Source organism: Candidatus Babela massiliensis (genome assembly GCF_000513475.1).
Taxonomy (GTDB): Bacteria; Babelota; Babeliae; order Babelales; family Babelaceae; genus Babela; species Babela massiliensis.
The window spans coordinates 920034-937888 of record NC_023003.1 but is presented as its reverse complement, the minus strand read 5'-3'; the positions used below and the strand labels follow the sequence as shown (position 1 = coordinate 937888).

The 17855-nt window shown below is 27.9% G+C and carries 20 protein-coding genes and 1 tRNA gene; 8 read left to right on the top strand and 13 right to left on the bottom strand.

The window, feature by feature from the left end; all coding sequences use genetic code 11:
- Positions 1–125: 125 nt before the first annotated feature.
- The 5 genes from BABL1_RS04245 (at position 126) to BABL1_RS04225 (ending at position 4719) form a co-directional block, all read left to right on the top strand.
- A complete protein-coding gene (locus BABL1_RS04245; RefSeq protein ID WP_044601188.1) occupies positions 126–632 on the top strand; it encodes a hypothetical protein in 507 nt (168 codons plus the stop codon).
- A 24-nt stretch (positions 633–656) separates the two neighbouring features.
- Positions 657–1544 (top strand): hypothetical protein, encoded by an 888-nt coding sequence (locus BABL1_RS04240; RefSeq protein ID WP_023792835.1) that lies wholly within the window; start codon positions 657–659, stop codon positions 1542–1544.
- 109 nt (positions 1545–1653) lie between these two features.
- Entirely contained in the window at positions 1654–2499 is an 846-nt protein-coding gene (locus BABL1_RS04235) for an ankyrin repeat domain-containing protein (RefSeq protein ID WP_023792833.1), read from the top strand.
- Positions 2500–2773: 274 nt separating this feature from the next.
- Positions 2774–3667 carry a hypothetical protein gene (locus BABL1_RS04230; protein WP_023792831.1) on the top strand — a complete coding sequence of 298 codons (894 nt, stop codon included), beginning with the start codon at positions 2774–2776 and terminating at the stop codon, positions 3665–3667.
- A 164-nt stretch (positions 3668–3831) separates the two neighbouring features.
- The gene (locus tag BABL1_RS04225; RefSeq protein WP_023792828.1) at positions 3832–4719 is read left to right on the top strand and encodes a hypothetical protein; all 888 of its coding nucleotides are present in this window, start codon (positions 3832–3834) and stop codon (positions 4717–4719) included.
- A gap of 173 nt (positions 4720–4892) precedes the next feature.
- Here BABL1_RS04225 and BABL1_RS04220 read toward each other — a convergent pair whose 3' ends face one another.
- The 3 genes from BABL1_RS04220 to BABL1_RS04210 all read right to left on the bottom strand — a co-directional run bounded on the left by BABL1_RS04220 (position 4893) and on the right by BABL1_RS04210 (position 8152).
- Positions 4893–5702 (bottom strand): ankyrin repeat domain-containing protein, encoded by an 810-nt coding sequence (locus BABL1_RS04220; RefSeq protein WP_146617300.1) that lies wholly within the window; start codon positions 5700–5702, stop codon positions 4893–4895.
- 61 nt (positions 5703–5763) lie between these two features.
- On the bottom strand, positions 5764–6813 hold the full coding sequence (locus BABL1_RS04215) for an ankyrin repeat domain-containing protein (RefSeq protein WP_023792823.1): 1050 nt from the start codon (positions 6811–6813) through the stop codon (positions 5764–5766).
- Between the two features lie 328 nt (positions 6814–7141).
- Positions 7142–8152, bottom strand: coding sequence for a hypothetical protein (locus tag BABL1_RS04210; protein ID WP_023792820.1), 1011 nt, complete (start codon positions 8150–8152; stop codon positions 7142–7144).
- 667 nt (positions 8153–8819) lie between these two features.
- Here BABL1_RS04210 and BABL1_RS04200 point away from each other — a divergent pair.
- Positions 8820–9101, top strand: coding sequence for a hypothetical protein (locus BABL1_RS04200; RefSeq protein WP_023792815.1), 282 nt, complete (start codon positions 8820–8822; stop codon positions 9099–9101).
- A gap of 81 nt (positions 9102–9182) precedes the next feature.
- Here BABL1_RS04200 and BABL1_RS04195 read toward each other — a convergent pair.
- The 10 genes from BABL1_RS04195 to BABL1_RS04150 form a co-directional block, all read right to left on the bottom strand.
- A tRNA-Arg gene (locus BABL1_RS04195) sits at positions 9183–9259 on the bottom strand.
- 182 nt (positions 9260–9441) lie between these two features.
- Entirely contained in the window at positions 9442–9948 is a 507-nt protein-coding gene (locus BABL1_RS04190; RefSeq protein WP_023792812.1) for a MepB family protein, read from the bottom strand.
- 56 nt (positions 9949–10004) lie between these two features.
- On the bottom strand, positions 10005–10427 hold the full coding sequence (locus BABL1_RS04185; protein WP_419480823.1) for an FKBP-type peptidyl-prolyl cis-trans isomerase: 423 nt from the start codon (positions 10425–10427) through the stop codon (positions 10005–10007).
- A gap of 74 nt (positions 10428–10501) precedes the next feature.
- The gene (atpA, locus tag BABL1_RS04180) at positions 10502–12001 is read right to left on the bottom strand and encodes a F0F1 ATP synthase subunit alpha (protein WP_023792807.1); all 1500 of its coding nucleotides are present in this window, start codon (positions 11999–12001) and stop codon (positions 10502–10504) included.
- A gap of 35 nt (positions 12002–12036) precedes the next feature.
- Entirely contained in the window at positions 12037–12573 is a 537-nt protein-coding gene (gene atpH / locus BABL1_RS04175) for an ATP synthase F1 subunit delta (RefSeq protein WP_023792805.1), read from the bottom strand.
- The gene (locus tag BABL1_RS04170) at positions 12573–13070 is read right to left on the bottom strand and encodes a hypothetical protein (RefSeq protein ID WP_023792802.1); all 498 of its coding nucleotides are present in this window, start codon (positions 13068–13070) and stop codon (positions 12573–12575) included. Before BABL1_RS04170 ends, atpH begins: the two co-directional genes overlap by 1 nt.
- A complete protein-coding gene (locus BABL1_RS04165; protein ID WP_023792799.1) occupies positions 13060–13434 on the bottom strand; it encodes a hypothetical protein in 375 nt (124 codons plus the stop codon). Before BABL1_RS04165 ends, BABL1_RS04170 begins: the two co-directional genes overlap by 11 nt.
- Positions 13435–13456: 22 nt before the next feature.
- On the bottom strand, positions 13457–13714 hold the full coding sequence (gene atpE, locus BABL1_RS04160; protein ID WP_023792796.1) for an ATP synthase F0 subunit C: 258 nt from the start codon (positions 13712–13714) through the stop codon (positions 13457–13459).
- A 70-nt stretch (positions 13715–13784) separates the two neighbouring features.
- The gene (locus BABL1_RS04155; RefSeq protein ID WP_023792794.1) at positions 13785–14495 is read right to left on the bottom strand and encodes a deoxynucleoside kinase; all 711 of its coding nucleotides are present in this window, start codon (positions 14493–14495) and stop codon (positions 13785–13787) included.
- A 162-nt stretch (positions 14496–14657) separates the two neighbouring features.
- Positions 14658–15167, bottom strand: a complete 510-nt coding sequence (locus BABL1_RS04150) for a Dps family protein (protein WP_023792791.1) — start codon at positions 15165–15167, stop codon at positions 14658–14660.
- A 264-nt stretch (positions 15168–15431) separates the two neighbouring features.
- On the opposite strand from BABL1_RS04150, the gene BABL1_RS04145 reads away from it, so the two are divergent.
- Both BABL1_RS04145 and BABL1_RS04140 read left to right on the top strand, forming a co-directional pair.
- Positions 15432–17126, top strand: a complete 1695-nt coding sequence (locus BABL1_RS04145) for a hypothetical protein (RefSeq protein ID WP_023792789.1) — start codon at positions 15432–15434, stop codon at positions 17124–17126.
- Positions 17127–17198: 72 nt separating this feature from the next.
- On the top strand, positions 17199–17855 hold the full coding sequence (locus BABL1_RS04140) for a hypothetical protein (protein WP_023792786.1): 657 nt from the start codon (positions 17199–17201) through the stop codon (positions 17853–17855).

Here is a 17855-nt window from a genome sequence, read left to right as displayed (position 1 = left end):
ATAAATTATTTAAACAAAGAAATTAAAAATAAATTAAATAATCAAAATATTGCAAAATTGCAATTATGTTAATTATACTTAAAATAAGTATAAATATTAAAAATCAAAAAATAGGAGAATTGAAAATGAAAAAATTAAGTATATTGTTAATTTCATCAATGTTACATTTAAATATGCAATCAGTAGTATGGCAAGATAAATCTGGCAATATCCATTCAACAAAAGAAGTAGGGCAGCCTATTGCATTAAATAATCCTGATTCTAATGTAGTCTATAAAGACTCTCTTTTAGAAGCTTTGACTAATAAAACTGGACAATTACATAATCCAGGATTTCATAGACCAACGGGAACAATAAGTAACTTTGGTCCAAAGGTACACCCTATTATTGGCACCCAAATTCGAAAGCTACAAGATAAGATTAATTATGAATCTAATAAAGTAAATCAACATTTACAAGCGGGTAATTTATTAAAAGTCGAAGAACATGCAAAAAAGCTAAAAGATACATCTACACAGCTTCATGACATAACAAAATCAGTAAATAAAGATAATAATATAGTTCATATACTTCCAGTAAATGAACCGGGTGAAATGCATATATTACCGTATAATGAAAATAACAATAAATAAGTTTAAAAATTAAGGAGATATTAAATGTATAAATTTCTTAAAACTTATACCGTAGGCTTACTATTGTTAAGTTTAGTTACATTTAAAACTCAATCAGCAACCACAACTGAAGTCATTCCAGTGATTAAAAAAGATGAAAATGGAAAACTATCAGTAACTACAGTAAAACCCAAAGCAGCATCAGAGACTCATGTAACAGAAGGTATATTACAAAAAACAAAAGAAGGATTAGAAAAAATGTGGGATAAAACAAAAGAATTAGGTGAGAAAGCTGGAGATACTCTTAAAGAGGGCTTAGACAAAGTTAAAAATTTAGGAAAAGAAACTCTTAATAAAGCCAATCAAGTAGGTCACGCAACAGATCAAGAAGCAAGAAATCTAGCAGGAAAAGCAGATGCAAAACTTAAAGAAGGTTGGGAAAAAGCTCAAAGAGATGCTGAGGCAGCAAAAGAAAAATTACACCAAAGCACAGAAAAAGCTAAAAATTTAAGTCATGAGGCTTATGAGAAAATTAAAGCTGATACTGAAAGCTTAGCTCAAAAAACTAATGAAAAACTGCATGAAGGTTGGGAAAAAGCTAAAGAACTTGGACATAAAGCTGGTGAAAAACTTGAAGAGGGATGGGATAAATCTAAAGAATTAGGTCATAAAGTTGGTGAACGGCTGAAAGAAGACACAGAAAGCTTAACTGAAAAAGCTAAAAGAGGTCTTGATTATACTAAAGAAGAAGCAAAAACTGCATGGGAAAAAAGCAAAGATTTCGTAGAAAGAGCATGGCATAAAACTGTAGAAGTTGCTCATAATTTATGGGATAAAACTTTAGGGCACCCCCAAGAACCAACTACCAAAAATGTAAACAATAAAAAAATAGTCAACGGTAAATTAGTTGATAATGAAGAATTTAGAAAATAAGAGCATTTTTTTTAATAATTAAGATGTAAAGGAATCTACAAAATAGATTCCTTTACATCTTAATTATTAAAAACATTAAAGCATTATTAATCATAAGTAGCAATTAGATATGAAAAATAAAATAAATCTTTATATTTTATTAATAGCTTTACTTATTTCAACAAGTATATCTTCTATGACATTAGAAAGAAAAGAATTCGTAGAGTCCTCTCATGAACTACTACTATACTTACCAGAGGAAATTTTACTTTATATTATTAAAATAATGATTAAAGAGATTATCTATAATAACGATATATTTACTTATTTAATAAAGTTAAAAGAAACCTTACAATCAATATACTTAATCAATAGCAAATTTAAAAATTTAATTTCTAGTAGTTTAATTAAATTTGCAAAACAAAAAGCATACGCTCGCTTTAATATACAGCCAATTCATACACAAGAGTTTACCAATCAACTTATTCAAATGTTAATACTAAAAAATTGCCCTGAAAACGAAATAGAAGTTGCTAAGCTAGTCATAGCAGGAGTTAATCCTAATCTAGAAATAAAATATAATAATGAATGTTTATCACTAATACTTTTTATTATCAAATATAGTGAATTAAAAAAATTAGTTAATCTCTTAATAATAAAAGGCGCCAATCTTAATAAAAAAGATAAATATGGAAATGATGCTTTAATATTAGCAACATTAAAGGGTGATGAAGATATAGTACATCTATTAATCAAAGCAGGCATAAATCTTAATGTAGAAAATAACCTAAAACAAACCGCTCTTACTCTTTCAATAGGTTATGGATTTTTACCTATAACAAAATTAATATTAAATTACAGCAACCATATTGACCAAACTTTCTTAAACAAAGCACTAATACTTTGCTCTAAAATTAAGAATTTAGAGATTCTTAAATTATTAGCAAATAAAATTAAAGAAATAAATCAACAATAGTTCTATAAATGCAATTGTCTATTTAATAATTAGAGAGCCCAATTATTAATGAAATAAAATAAAATCTTTAGCAATAAGATTAATTTTTTTACTAATATTTTTTGCTTTAATCGACTATTTTTTTAAAACTTACCTTGATATCTATAGTTATAGCATTAAATATAAAAGTTAATATAAATATTCTAATTCTTTATTTATCTTTAGCTTTCCATTAGAGTAAAGAAATCATAAAATTAATAAAATTTTAGATATAATATTAATTATGACCAAAATAATGAAACATATAAATTTTAGTTATTTATTATTTAGCATTATCTTAAGTTACCTAAATTTGTATTCTATATCGATAGTATATAACTTTAGAATAGCAGAAATAACAAAAGAACAAAATTCTCCTTATGAATATTTAATCAACAAAAAATATAACTTAATTACTTTGCTTTTTGATCAATATTTCACAACTTATAATCAGTATAATTATAATTATACAGGCTTCTTTGAATCTTTTATTTATCATACACCCTCTTGTTACTTTAGAAGTGATTTTGCGGCCTCTTCTATAAAAGAAAAAAGCCCTAAAGGTAAAAATCATACATTCCAACCAGAAGATATACTTCTAACCAGCGGATGCAACTTTACAATAAATGATCACTCTATAATCACCGCATCAGGGTTATTTGGTATACCTACAGGAAAAGTCGTTTTGCCTCAAGCTTATTTTGGTTACAGACAAGTAGGGTTAGGTATTCAGCTTGATGGGTTTTATAGTTTTAGATTAACTCATAGAGCAGTATATGGCTTCAGGTATATATATTTTGTACCAAGAAGCACAAATTATTACAAAAAAAGATATTTATTTACAATAGGCCATATGATAGATTTCCTTTTAGCTTATCAATATCAATATAATAAAACACAGGAATTAGAAATGGGCTACTCTATTGAATCCCGTTTTAAAGCAAACATAAAGCCTTATATTGCCTATATTATCAAGCAAAACAACTATTTTATAAGTAGTTTTTATTTTGTATATAAACATCAATTTTCAGTAAAAAACACAATAAACACTTTATTATTTAACGTTGTTTATGGCTTTGATAATATACCTAATAAATTTAGTATTAAATACTCACTAACAGCATGGTTAGCCTGGGATATAAACTTTTAACTTAGTTAAATTATTAATTATTTAACCAACTTAAAAATTAAATAAGCACGAGACCTAACTTGCACAATTATAATAAATCATATAAATATCACCTATGCAATAACTTTTGATAAATACTGTATAACAAAATCATAACAAATTTTTTGATTAAAACTGGATATTAAATGTATAAATATTTTTTATTTTTAGCCCTATTGCAATATAGCAGTTTATTAGCAACTTCTGTTGTATACAATTTTAGAATTGCACAAATAACCAAACAACCAATTTTCAAGAAGGTAGACAAAAAAGATCATTTTCTTATAGTAGGACTTATTTTCGACCAATACCAACAAAAGTATAATAAGATTTATCAAAACTTTGCTGGAGGCTTGACCTCTTTGATTTATGAGTTTAGATCGTATTTCGTGCGATCAGATTTTGCTAGTGCTCATGTAAAATCAAAGGATAAATGTAAAACAAATATTTTTTCCAATGCTCAAACAGATGATATCTTGTTTACATTTGGACATAATTTAACAAAAAACGGCAATAACACAATAACTTTGGCAGGACTACTTGGTATTCCTACTCACAAAGTTTTTATTCTACAACATGCTGACTTTGGATATGGTCAAGTTGGAACAGGTCTACAATTTGATGGTGAGTACGAATTAGATTCCATTCAAGCGGTTACTTATGGATTAAGATACATATATTTTATACCAAGAAAAGCACAAGACTTGTATAAACATAGTTATATTTTCACAATTGGGCATATGACTGATTTACTTTTAGCATATAAGGCTCATTGGACTAAGCATGGTCTAGAATTTGGTTATACTGCTAGATTTCAGTTGGGAGGTCGTATAACGCCTCACTTTGATAATATCATTAAAAAAACTAATTACATAAGAAGTAACTTTTATAGTGTATATAAATACCGATTCTTAATAAAAAATGTTGCCAATAGATTCTTACTTAACTTTGCTTACAGCTTTGACCATATGCCTAAAATTTTTGGTAATAGATACCTAATTACTCCATGGGCATCTTGGAATATTAGTTTTTGAACATCCCTAAGCTTAACAAAATTCCATAATATTTGAATTTCAATAATTTTATTATACGGACTTTCTTTTTTTATACCTAATGATCATGGAATAAACACTCTTTAGGCACTCATTCATCTATTAGATATAAATACAAGCCAATAATCAAACAAAGAACCACAAATTCAGCATCATCAATATTTTGTATAATTTCTTATAAGTTTTTCAATTTCTGTATGACCTTTTTCACTAACAATATCCAATACTGTTTGACCTTCGGTATCTCTGATTTTAGCATCAGCACCATGCTCTAATAACATTCTAACTACATCAGCATAATTCTTACTAGTTTCTTCTTGATTAACAGCTTCAAATAAAGCGGTCTTACCTTGATCATTTTTAGCATTAACATTAGCCCCTTTTTTCAATAGCAATTCAACTACATTAGCATGACCATAGAATGCAGCATTCATCAAAGCCGTATTACTCCATGCATCTTCGGCATTAACATTAGCACCTGCTTTTATTAGCAACTCTACTATACCTTTATAACCATTTTCTGAAGCGTTCATTAAAGCAGTTTTGCCATGATCACCTCTGGCATTAACATTAGCTCTATCTCTCAAAAGCAATCTAACGACTCCTTCCTCCCCATTGTATGCTGCCAGCATTAAAGCATTAATAGAATGACTGTCTTCAGCATTAACATCAGCACCGTGCTCCAAAAGCACTTTAACTATATTTTCAGCTCCCCTTCCAGATGCATACATTAAAGCTGTTCTTCCATATTTATCTTTTTCGTTAACATTAGCTTCAGAATTTATCAGTTGTTCCTTTACCAAAATTTCATTACCATTCTGAACAGCAGTTATTAAGTTAGAACTGCTCTTATGAATTTGTATTTTTGGCTCTTCTTTTCTCATAGCCAAAGCACTATTAAAAAAAGTAGCCAAGTAAATTATAAATTTTATATAATTTTCTCTATTACACATTTTTTCTCTCATTCAATATTTTTTTAATTTACATTAATTATGTTTTATTATTAAAAATTTATATTTTATATATTCACTTATTAATCTGTTTTGTTTTATGTTCTTTTATTAATTTTACTATTGCCTTATGGTTTAATCTTTCGGCAATATCTAAGGCTGATTCATGATGATTATTATCTCTTATATCTACATCAGCACCATAATCTAAAAGTAATTTAACTGTATTCTCTATATTTTCGTCAAACTCTTCCTGATCAATAGCTTTCATTAAAGCAGTTCTACCTTGATCATCTTTAGCATTAACATTAGCACCTTGATCTATAAGCAATTTAACTATATTCGTTTCACCGTGAAAGGATGCCTCCATTAAAGCCGTATTAAACCAAACATCATGAGCATTAACATTAGCACCTTGATCTATAAGTAATTTAACTATCTCATAATGACCTTGCTCTGATGCATCCATTAAAGTAGTTCTTCCATGATCACCTCTGGCATTAACGTTAGCTTTATTTTCTATAAGTAATTTAACTATATCTATATGTCCATTAAAAGATGCTTTCATTAAAGCAGTAGTGCCATAATCATCTTTATCATCAATACTAGTTCTATGCTCTAAGAGTAATCTAACTATATTTTCAAGACCTTTACCAGCGGCATACATTAAAGCGGTTTCGTTTCTTTTATTTTTCCTGTTAACACTAAGACCTAAACGTATAAGTAACTTTACTAGATCCTCTCTACCTAGTTGTACAGCTGCTATTAAAGCGGTATCTCCGTTTTTATCTAAATTATTAATATCGATATTATGTGATTTTAATAATCCGAAAAAAATTTTATATAACTCAGCTTGTACTAGTGCATTGAAGTCTTTATCAATAAGCCTTAATTTAGCAGCCTGTTGATAAACATTTTTAATTAAATTATACCATATAAAGTTATTATCTTTAACAGTATCTTTTATTTCTTTTTCTAGAATATTTTTTATAACTTCAAGCTTAATTTCAGGAGGTAGCTCAGATATATTTTGTATATTTGATACTTCAGTCTCCATAGCTATAATATTATTAAAAAAAATACATGATAACAATATGAAATTTATGTAATTTATACTTTTAAACATTTATTCACCTAATTTTTAATTTAATTCATATTATTCAATAATAACATTTTTTTAAAAAAAAATCAACAAAATGAAATTCAATATCAACAATAAAATGTATTAAAAAAGAACTAGCTTATAATTTTTAATCTGGCACACTCTATCAGAATATTTCAGCAACTTAATTATAGTTATATGTACAATATTTGCAATTAAGAATTGTGTTATGTATAAAAAATTATTTGTTTTTAAACAGTTAAAATTATATAAATTTGTAGAACTTTCATATTAATCAAACTTTCACTTTTTTAAATGTTGCTAGGAAATCAAGTTATTCGTTTTTAATATTTTAAATTAATTTAGAAACATCAATTATTTTGAGTACTTGATCGGTTTTAGGATCAATGACAATAATATAACCAGGAATAAAATTTCTTCTTTGCAATAAGCCTTTATCTTTGAACTCTTTATCGATTTCTTTTTTTCCATAAATATAATTTTTAATTCTGGTTTCTTGTTTTTGATCAGTAGTTAATATAATTACTTGTTTGCGATGTTTACTTTCATAGTCGTAAAAACCAAGACAAGCATATTCAGTGAGCAAAGGATCTAAAAGCTCTCGATTTTGTTTATAAGGTTGGGATTTATTATCCTTTTTTTTAATTAGCGCATATTTATTTAATAGAACTGCACCAATCAAATAATCATTTTCTTCAATACAATTATAATAATAAACTATAAGGCGCTTAAGGATTTCTTCTAATGTTGGTAAGATAAAAATTTTATCGCTTTTTTTTATCTCATAATATTTAGGATCTTTACTTTGCTTATACCAATCATGTTTTACTAAAGCATTCCAGGCCAAATCTCTACACAGCTGTTGAAATATTAAATTATCTTTGCCTTCTTTTATATTATTCTGCCATTCTTTCAATTTTATATTCAATACTTGCACATAGGGATGTAATTTTTTGTTTAATTTTACTTCAACTTTGTTTACAATGATCATTGGATCTAAATTATTTTTATAAAAAATAGATAAATTTTCAAGCGTTTGCGTAAATAGAGCGTCTAAAATTTTAACTGCCTTTTCAGGTGTTTCTGTAATACATTTTTCAGAAATCAAGAAATCGCTAGCCACAGGAAAACAATTATGATAAATACGTTCTGTTGTCTTATCAACTAATAGCTTATTATTGAGGTTACCCAATCCAATACTTTCCAATATACACTGATTTATATCGGGACTACTATAATCATTCTCAAAGTCTGAATGGTGTAAACTTATGCTTTCTAGCATAGAATTCCATTTCTGAAGGCTAAATCCGACTTCATTAGAACAATAGCAATAATTTTCCATAAATGAATTGTCCAAAAGCAATATGGTTTTTTTATTCAAAATAATTCCTTAATTAAAAATTTGAATCGAACATTTAATAATTATACTTCAGCGACCGTCGAACAACAAGTTGCAACTCAGAAATATCGTTACTTCCTGCAAATTCACTCCCGAAATAAGAATGTTATGCTATATGGTTATAAAAATATTAAGCATGAGGATGGCAAAGCGAATGTTATAGTGGATAAATATTCTTCACATATAATTCAAAACACTTTTGAGCTTTATGCTACATATGCATTTTCTATGGGACAGCTATACCAAAAAATAAACAAAGATTATGGGCTTAAGCAACCATTCTATTATGGAATGATGGTAGGGAATAATAAATCTTATTTACATCGTTGTCCACCATTATCAGTGCAATCCTTTTTGAACAGGCCCAACAAGTGAAATCGAATTTTAATAAAAAGCTGGTAAAATATGTTGGATTATCTTATATTTATCAAGGACTAATTGGCTGTAGAGAATGCAATCTTATAATAAATTGAAAAAATCATAAGCGTTTTGCCTATTATCATTACACTCAAATACAATGGCAAGCATAATGCTCAAAGGCTACAAGAAGAAATAACCAATCAATTAGAAATTAATTGTCTTTAAAAGTCTACAAATACCAAAAGAAATATTGGCTCATCTTATAGAAACTCTTAATTTAGTACCTCAAGATAAAATCGAATTTCATAATAAAAGCTTTGATAAATTAAGCAATGAGTATGATAGATTTTACATCTCTTTAAGAACCCGACTAAATGATTTAAATACCAAATTAAGCAAATTACAAGAAGCTGAAGACAACTACTATACCACAGCTAAATACCTATTAGATCTAGCTAGCAGAGTATATAATTTATTTGAAAGTTCTAAAGTTGAAGAGAAAGAACAACTTATTAAGTTAAATACTATCTAACTTTAGGGTAGATGCTAAAAAGTCCCTGTTTGAGGACTAAAGCTATTCCCTTTCATACTGAATTGTAGAAATCATCAAGAGTGGTGTGCCCGGTAGGATTCGAACCTACGACCTACGGATTAGAAATCCGTTGCTCTATCCAGCTGAGCTACGGGCACAATTTTGAATATAAATTAATTCATATAATTTATACTACTTTATCTTATATTAAAAATATTATCTTGTAAAGTAATTTTATTAATTTTTATTAAATTAAATTGCTTTAATATAGATTGATTTTAGTTCTGTATAATACACAAAACTTCTTTATTTTTTTACTCCAAATGATCTAAACAAATCTTCAACTGAAAATACTATTCATCTTCATAATATTTGCCTCAGGGAAAATGTCAACAAAATATTTCAACTGCCAAGTTTGAGTTTTCTTTGCTTGTTTGCTATTAGCTTCATCCCAAGGAGGATATACTCTCATTGCTCGTTTACCGCCTTCACCTTTAACTGATAGAAATCCCTCTTGATATAATATATTCTTAGGAAAAATAAACTGTCCTAAATAATTTCCTTTACGTACACTTACTATAAAAAAATCAAATTTGTCAGATATATCATATGGCAAAATTGTACTATCTCCAATTCTTTTCCAAAAAGTAACAAACTGTCCAACCTTTTTTGGTGTAATTTTTGCAGTTCTAAATTCAATCCAGAAATCATTTATTGTAAATTTAGAAGCAGAATATTCTTTACTTTCCTCATTATGAACGATATTTTTACAAGCCAATCCATTTCGCTCATACAAAGTACATACAAAGAAAAGATCATAATAAATATTTTTTAAATTTTTATTCATAATAACCTATTTAACAGCAAAAGAGTTCGTTTAAATTTAAACGAACTCTTTTAAACTTAAGAAATCTTTAATAGTTCAACATCAAAGATAAGTTTGGCATTTGGTGGGATAACTCTACCAGCACCATATGCTCCATAGCCTAAATCTGCTGGAATAAATAGACGACGTTTTTCTCCTACTTTCATAGACATAACACCTTCGTCCCAACCTTTAATTACTTGCCCTACACCTATTATGAAAGTAAAAGGCTGATTACGATCAACACTACTATCAAATTTAGTACCTAATTGACCATTATTATCTAGCCAACCAGTATAGTTAACAGTAACTTTTTGTCCTTTGTTAGGAGATTCACCATTTCCTGGTGTAATAATTTCGTATTCTAAACCTGTTGATGTTTTTTGACGTTCCATATTTGTACTCTTTTTATTTTCTATTTTGTTAGACTTTTCGTTGCTTTTTGTATTCCAGCATCCCATCAATAAAAAAACTGACATTACTGCTAAAAAAATTCGCTTCATAACTCTTATCCTTTATTTTGAAATTTAAATTATTAAGAACCTTTAAACAAAATAGTAAATTCTTTTGCTATTTCACTTAACTTGCTAATATCTTGGTCTGTTATCTCTTTAGTTGTTAATATCTGATTATAAAGATCCTGATAAACAGATTTAACATAAGAAGCAAATTGGATAGCAAAACTATTTATTTCATTTGATGGTAAATTATCAAGAAAATTATATCTTAACAAGAATAAAATTATAGATTGATCAACAAAAGAATAAGTTATATATTGTTTCTGCTTTAAAAGTTCATAAGCAACTGCTCCACGAGCTAATATCTTTTGAGAAACAACATCAAGCTCGGTTCCAAATTGCGAAAATCCTAATAAATCTTGATACTGTGCTAGTTCCAATTTTAATGCACGAGAAACTTTCTTAATTGCTGGAGTTTGAGCAGCACCACCAACTCGCGAGACCGACAATTCAACGTTAACAGCTGGTCTAATGCCCGAATTAAACAGCTTAGTATCTAAGAATATCTGTCCATCAGTAATAGATATTAAATTAGTTGGGATATAAGCAGTAAGATCATCACTTTGGGTCTGAACTATAGGTAAAGCTGTAATAGACCCTCCACGCGCTAATCTCCCTGCACGCTCAAGTAATCTTGAATGTAAATAAAATACATCTCCAGGATAAGCTTCTCGTCCAGGAGCACGTCTCATTAATAATGACATTTCTCGATAAGCAACTGCATGATTACTTAAATCATCATAAACAATTAGCACATCTTGACCTTGATCTCGTAAAAATTCAGCAATAGTACAACCTACATATGGCGCTAAATATCTATCAAGAGCTGAATCTCCTGATTCGGCACTTACTATTATAGAGTATTCAAGAGCACCGTTTTCTTCAAGCAATCTAACGATACGGGCCAAATTTGCTTGTCTTTGTCCAATAGAGACATAAATACAATAAACATTTTTGCCTTTCTGATGAATAATAGTATCTAAAGCAATAGCAGTTTTACCAGTAGTTCTATTTCCGATAATAAGCTCTCTTTGACCTTTTCCTATAGGTATTAAAGCATCAACTACTAAGATGCCAGTCTCTAAAGATTCATTAATGGGTGTTCTTTCAATTATACCTTCAATAGGAACTTCTATTGGTCTTAATTCTTGATAATCAAGTGTTCCTAAATTATCAATCGGTTGTCCAATTGCATTTATCACTCTTCCTAATAAATTGATTCCAACGGGAGCTTTAAAAGCTCCTCCGGTACGTTTTGCAACTTCAAGCTCTACAACAGGCGTTTGAACTTTTATTAAAAAAACCGAGACATAATCTCGCCCTAAATCCATTACTATACCTTGATTGCCGCCCTCAAAGTCTATCAACTCTCCGTAAACAGCATTTTTCAGTCCATGTATTTTACAAAAAGTATCTCCAACTTGAACTACAAAACCAATTTCTTGAAGATCTTCTTCAGAAACCTTTGATAGAGCTTTCTCAAACAGAGATACTAAATCCGAAGTTTTTATTTCCATAATAGAGTACGTCCTTAATTAATCTAGATTTAATATTAAGATCTTTCAAGTAAATTCAGTTGATGACGTATTGAATTTTGCCATTCAAAATCATCACTATAAATTTTTAATCCTGCAATTAAATTAGGATCTATTTTTTCTTTAATAATTATATATTTTTGGGTTTTATTGCTTAAAAATGTTTTAATTAAGTTTAATCTATTTTCAGTAAGTTTATCAGAACTAATAACATTAAATTCCATTATATTATTATCATTTTTATAAATTTTGATAATATTATCTAAAACTTCTGGTAACAAACTAATACGATTATGTTTTATTAAAAGATTGACAAGATCTGAAAAAAAATCCCCAAGATTAAACGAAGATAAAAGTTTATCAAAAACTTCTTCTTTTACTGAAATATCAATTAAAGATAATTTAGCATAAACAAAAATATTTCTATTTTCTCTTAAATATTCACTAAAAGATTCCAACTTTTTAAGATCATCAAAAACAAGTTTTTTTTTGAAAATATTAATAAAAGCTTGAGCATACTTTTTGGCAATTATTAGTCTATTTTCATTATTCATTAATTATCTTTCTTAAGATTAACTCTTTTATTCATATTACTTAATATACTGTCAAAATACTTATCAACATTATCTGGGTCTTCAAAATAATTATTAAGATTTATTTCTAAATTTTTTAAAATATCAGGCTTTAGTTGTTCCTTAATTTTTTGAGTTTTATAATTATCGGACTGTATCTTTAATCTATTATTAATTTCAGAATTATATTTAATAGATTGATTGAATTTTTCTTCTTTTTCTAATTGAACTACTGACTGCCATTCTTTAAATTTTAAAGATAGTCTTTTGCCTAATTCATTTTGATCCAAAATACTTTGATCCAATTCCCTATCAAACGTAATTAGATCATTTTCTTGATCAAATAAAGCTTTGAGAGATGTTTTGTCTTCTTCAAATGCTTTTAAAACAGATGGTAATATATACTTATAAAAAACATATATTGCAACAACTATAATAGATAAAAAATTTAAAACACTAAAGATAAAATCAATAGCCATTAATTACTTTCGATTTTAAAATTAACGAAATATCAGAAGCCATTTTTTCAAGATCTTCATATTTAAGCTTATCGACTCTTTCTATAGATAAAGTATCTAACTTTAAATTTTGATCATATGAGATTTTAGGCATATGATTCATAAAATATTCTTGATACTTTTTCCACTCTAAAGCCTTATGCTCTTCTTTTCTTAAAACTTTATCCTGTATTTTAATAACATTATTTTTTAAGCTTGTTCTTTTTGACAGATCTTCTTTAAAAAGATTAAGAGCAGGTTTTAATAAAAAACGTGTCAGAAGAAAATAAGCAATCAAAAAATTTATTATCTGTACAAGTAAAGTTAAATTTAAACTTATATTCATAAATTTTTCAATTTATTAAAAATTAACCTTTTAACAATATAAGAAAAAGTGCAATTAAAAAAGCATATATAGCAGAAGTTTCCACTATACCCAGAGAAATAAACATAGTAGTACGTATTTGTCCAGAGCTCTCTGGATATTTACCTATATTTTCTATAGCTTTTGCACCTATATGCCCTTGACCTAAAGCTGGTCCTATTGTTCCTATTCCCATAACAAAAGCTGCTCCTATATAAGCCGCAATTTTAACATACGCAAGCGCCGTATTTACATCAGCCATGTTTACCCTTTCAGATTATTAATTTAGGTTATTAATCTACTTATTTTATTTATAACATAAATAAAATTATTTACAATAGTATATTTTCTTTTAAATTATTTTTAAAGTCCTTTTCTAATTTATTTTGATTAATAAAATTAAGAATATCATTAGCAATATGCTTTTGGTAATCGAGATCCTGCTCAAAATCTTTATCACATAAGATAGTCAGAACCGGTAAAAAATTACTTGATTTAACATATTCAATCCACATCTCATGACTCTGATGAATTAATTTAATATAATCTAAAGTAATATTAGATTCTTCTTGTCTGTTTCTTTTATTGACACGATTATAGCTAACAGTAGGTTCTGCTTTAAGATAAATTATACCTGAAGACTTGGTAATTAAATTAGATTCTACTATTTCAAACCATTCTTTATATAATTGCCATTCAAACTCACTCATATAACCTAATTCAAAGCAAACTTTTGCAAAACAATATCGATCGGCATAAATAGATCTCTCTAAGATTAATCTATCGTGGCTTTTGATCGATCTTTCTTGTTCTAAAGCACGCGTTAAAAAAGCATAGGTCTGAAAAGTATAAGCCCATCTTTTAGGGTCTTTGTAAAAATAATCTAACAAATTTTCTTTTGATTGAGATATACTTTGCCAATGTTCTACCGATTCAGGAACAACCTCTATATTAAGATAATTTTTAATAATCCTGAGTAAAGTTGACTTACCTGAACCAATATTTCCTTCAACAAAAAAAAGTTCTTTAAATTTTTTGGACATTTACAATCTCTTACTAAAATTAATATTAAAATCACCTATATATTTTATTATATCAAAATTAAAAGAAAATATAGCCAGATTTAAAAAAAAATCTGACTATATCACCATTTTATTAATTAAAATTTTAAAAAAAATCTTTACAACATTAAATGCTTATTACTTTTAAGACTTTTGCTCTAAAAACGATCTTAACATCCAAGCCATGCTTTCATGTTTCACTATCAGATCAGCAAGCATATTAGCAGTACCTTCATCACGAAGTTTAGAAGATTGGCTTATCAAAAATCTAATGCGTTTTATTATTGCTTCATGGTCTTGCCATAAATGTTTAATCATTTCTATATCATTTGGAATTATACCAGGATTCTCTTCAATTGAAGTATTGTCTAAGAATTCTCTTAAAGTTCCAATAGAGCTAAATCCTAAAGCTCTAATTCTTTCTGCTATTAGATCTACATACTCTTGAATTTTATCATAATGTTTGTCAAAGAATCTATGTAGAGTATAGAAATGTAGTCCCCAAAGATTCCAATGATACTTCTTAGTCTTTAATCCCAAGGTATATTCGTCTGCAAGTAATTGTGTCAACAGTTTAGCAACTGCCTTTCTATTTTCTTGAGAAATATCAATATCTAAATTAATATTATCTTTATTTAATCTCATTTCATCCATTATCTTTCCCTTGCTCCTATCAATTTTATAATTTTATAAAACATGAGGATTATAAGTATTATTACTTATTAGAATAGTAGTTAAATTTTCAGCAAGTCAATAATTAAATCAAGCTATAATGCATTTATGACAATAAGAACATGCGCTTGACAAATTTTGTAAATATTGTAAAAGCTTGATAGACTTAACCTATTCGAGCTAATAGAAAATAGTTATTGTTTTAGTAAATTAAAATCATTAATAATTAAAAGAAATATAAATGTTATGAAAATAAAATTAAAATTTTTCATCTTATCAATTGGCAGTTTAATCATGTTAAATTCGATTACGTTATGTAATGAGAGTGGTTCAACAGATTTTGATAAATTTTTTGATCCTTGTGCTCAAGAAATTACCCCTCCTGAACCTCTTGCTCCAGAAGCCGGATTAAACTGTTTGTCAGCCATTGATATTTTACCACTTATTACCCCTGAAGGTAGCGAAACTTGTCAAGCAGAAACAGATGTATGCCCTCCTAGTGGCTGTTTAGTTAATTTACCTAATATCTTAAGACAAAATTTATATTTATATACTAATGGCCCTATCAAAAGAAGAAGCTTGCTTGATGAACCTTCATTAAGAGACTACTGTTTAGATCACTGCATGTGGCACGTCGTTGCTCATCCTTTTTATAATTGGACCCCTCGCGTACCTTTTATACGTAATTGTGAATTTGTAAATAGTTATATTAATTTAACTAATCAAAATGTTATTAATGAAGTTATGAACACTCTAGAAGTAACCGGTTGCTCAACTTCTATAGATGTACCTGGTATATTAGGCTTATTTAATAACATAAAATTACAACAGCATAGAGCTGGAGTCATGTTTTCTGGTTGTACTTCTTTTGATAGATTAAGTTTAACTTTAAGAGCTCCTATTTATTATCTATTAGAGCATTATTATTTAAGTCCTGCAGAAATTGAAGCTATAGAAAATGCTCCTTATTTTACAAACGAAGAAGCATATCCAGAAAATATTTATGCTCTTGATGATGTCAAAACCTTTGGAAAACGTCATCTAATAAGCGATAAAGCCGGAATTGGAGATATGAGATTCGATGCTTTATTAAAAGTATATGATAATGATATTTTAGGCGTATGGTTTGGTTTAGCTGCTACGTTTCCCACAGCTGGCAATTTCATCAAAGGAGTTCTAGGAACAAAACATAGACATTCAAATAAGATTCCTGAGTTTAATATTAAAAAATTATTTGATTTATATTTATGCCCAAGTACTACAGAAGGAATTCGAGAAGCTGGAAATATAATATCAGAAATAACAACAGAATTTTTAGTAGGAATATTGGATAGATTATCAACTATTTTAATAAACACTCCTTTAGGTAATGGAGGCCATTTTGGAATAGGGCCTCACCTTGATATAGCATTGAAATTCAACAATCATTGGTTACTTCATACCTATGGAGCATTTCAGGGTTTTGCAAGTAAATATGAAGTAAAATATTTCTTAACCAGAAAATGCAATGAAGATTTTAATAGAGATTATAGAGATGAAGCAACGGCAGAAGAGAACTTGAGATTCTTAAATGACCAAATTATTCATACTTTTTATCCCACACCCATTAAAATCAATGTACATCCAAGATTTGATCTAAGAGTTGCTGAATCTCTTGAATGTGATTATGCAAAATGGCATGGATTAATAGGACTTGACTACTGGTATCAAGCAAAAGCAAAATTTGGTTGTGTATCAAAATTAAAAGATCGATTTTTTATTGAAAAAAATATAGATTTTTCAGCTCAGCAGTTAAAAGTTTTCTTAAATTTTGGATATAGAAGTATAACATTATGCGATAAAGTCTTTTGGGATCTAGAGTTTACCGGTGACAAAGATATTTGGAGTAATAATGTTGGGTCATCTTTAACAGTAGCGTTTAGACTAACGCTAGATTTTTAGTAAAATATTTTACTAAAATACCAAGTAATTATTAAACAAAGTAAAAGTTAATTAAAACTTGTAAAGGATAAAATGAAAAAAACAATAAAATGTTTATTATTAGCAGTAGTTATCTTTAATAATAAAATATTGTTAGCAGATAAATTAATGAAACTTGAAAATCAATTACTTCATAAAGTCGACGGAGTAAAAGGCATGATGGATGAGACAGCCATTTATAAAATGTCCGTATTATGCAAGAAGACAAATATATTTCAATATGGTAAAATAGATAAAAAGACTAAAGATCGAAATCCACAACATGAATTTCAATCAAATCTTTATACTCTTAAAGAACTAGTAGAAATAGAGGAAAAATTAAAACTTGAGAAAAATATTAATACTCAGGAATATAAACAAAAAGTAGAAGAGCTAAATATATTAAAAGAGAAGTTAAAAGATGAAATGATGTCTATTTTAAAACCTTTTTTAATAGATGCAAGAGGATCTTATGCTTTAATGGTAGCACTTATTCAAGAATCTTGCCAAAAAAGAAATAGACCAGATAGTGAAATGTTAAAATGGGACCCTAAAAATGAAGAAGTCTCATTTAAAAAACGCATAACTTCATTAAAAAGTTTAGATACTTTTTGCACTGATCTAGTTAATTTACAAAAAGATATAGTTTATAGCTGTCCAAAAGCAACATCAATGTATGAAAAATGGCTTAAGTCTCAAAGGAAAAAATAG

Excerpts from the sequence above, each read along its gene's own strand:
- BABL1_RS04245 (WP_044601188.1), top strand. The coding sequence starts at position 126 with ATGAAAAAATTAAGTATATTGTTAATTTCATCAATGTTACATTTAAAT.
- BABL1_RS04240 (WP_023792835.1), top strand. The coding sequence starts at position 657 with ATGTATAAATTTCTTAAAACTTATACCGTAGGCTTACTATTGTTAAGT.
- BABL1_RS04235 (WP_023792833.1), top strand. The coding sequence starts at position 1,654 with ATGAAAAATAAAATAAATCTTTATATTTTATTAATAGCTTTACTTATT.
- BABL1_RS04230 (WP_023792831.1), top strand. The coding sequence starts at position 2,774 with ATGAAACATATAAATTTTAGTTATTTATTATTTAGCATTATCTTAAGT.
- BABL1_RS04225 (WP_023792828.1), top strand. The coding sequence starts at position 3,832 with ATGTATAAATATTTTTTATTTTTAGCCCTATTGCAATATAGCAGTTTA.
- BABL1_RS04220 (WP_146617300.1), bottom strand. The coding sequence starts at position 5,702 with ATGAGAGAAAAAATGTGTAATAGAGAAAATTATATAAAATTTATAATT.
- BABL1_RS04215 (WP_023792823.1), bottom strand. The coding sequence starts at position 6,813 with ATGTTTAAAAGTATAAATTACATAAATTTCATATTGTTATCATGTATT.
- BABL1_RS04210 (WP_023792820.1), bottom strand. The coding sequence starts at position 8,152 with ATGGAAAATTATTGCTATTGTTCTAATGAAGTCGGATTTAGCCTTCAG.
- BABL1_RS04190 (WP_023792812.1), bottom strand. The coding sequence starts at position 9,948 with ATGAATAAAAATTTAAAAAATATTTATTATGATCTTTTCTTTGTATGT.
- BABL1_RS04185 (WP_419480823.1), bottom strand. The coding sequence starts at position 10,427 with ATGGGATGCTGGAATACAAAAAGCAACGAAAAGTCTAACAAAATAGAA.
- atpA (WP_023792807.1), bottom strand. The coding sequence starts at position 12,001 with ATGGAAATAAAAACTTCGGATTTAGTATCTCTGTTTGAGAAAGCTCTA.
- atpH (WP_023792805.1), bottom strand. The coding sequence starts at position 12,573 with ATGAATAATGAAAATAGACTAATAATTGCCAAAAAGTATGCTCAAGCT.
- BABL1_RS04170 (WP_023792802.1), bottom strand. The coding sequence starts at position 13,070 with ATGGCTATTGATTTTATCTTTAGTGTTTTAAATTTTTTATCTATTATA.
- BABL1_RS04165 (WP_023792799.1), bottom strand. The coding sequence starts at position 13,434 with ATGAATATAAGTTTAAATTTAACTTTACTTGTACAGATAATAAATTTT.
- atpE (WP_023792796.1), bottom strand. The coding sequence starts at position 13,714 with ATGGCTGATGTAAATACGGCGCTTGCGTATGTTAAAATTGCGGCTTAT.
- BABL1_RS04155 (WP_023792794.1), bottom strand. The coding sequence starts at position 14,495 with ATGTCCAAAAAATTTAAAGAACTTTTTTTTGTTGAAGGAAATATTGGT.
- BABL1_RS04150 (WP_023792791.1), bottom strand. The coding sequence starts at position 15,167 with ATGGATGAAATGAGATTAAATAAAGATAATATTAATTTAGATATTGAT.
- BABL1_RS04145 (WP_023792789.1), top strand. The coding sequence starts at position 15,432 with ATGAAAATAAAATTAAAATTTTTCATCTTATCAATTGGCAGTTTAATC.
- BABL1_RS04140 (WP_023792786.1), top strand. The coding sequence starts at position 17,199 with ATGAAAAAAACAATAAAATGTTTATTATTAGCAGTAGTTATCTTTAAT.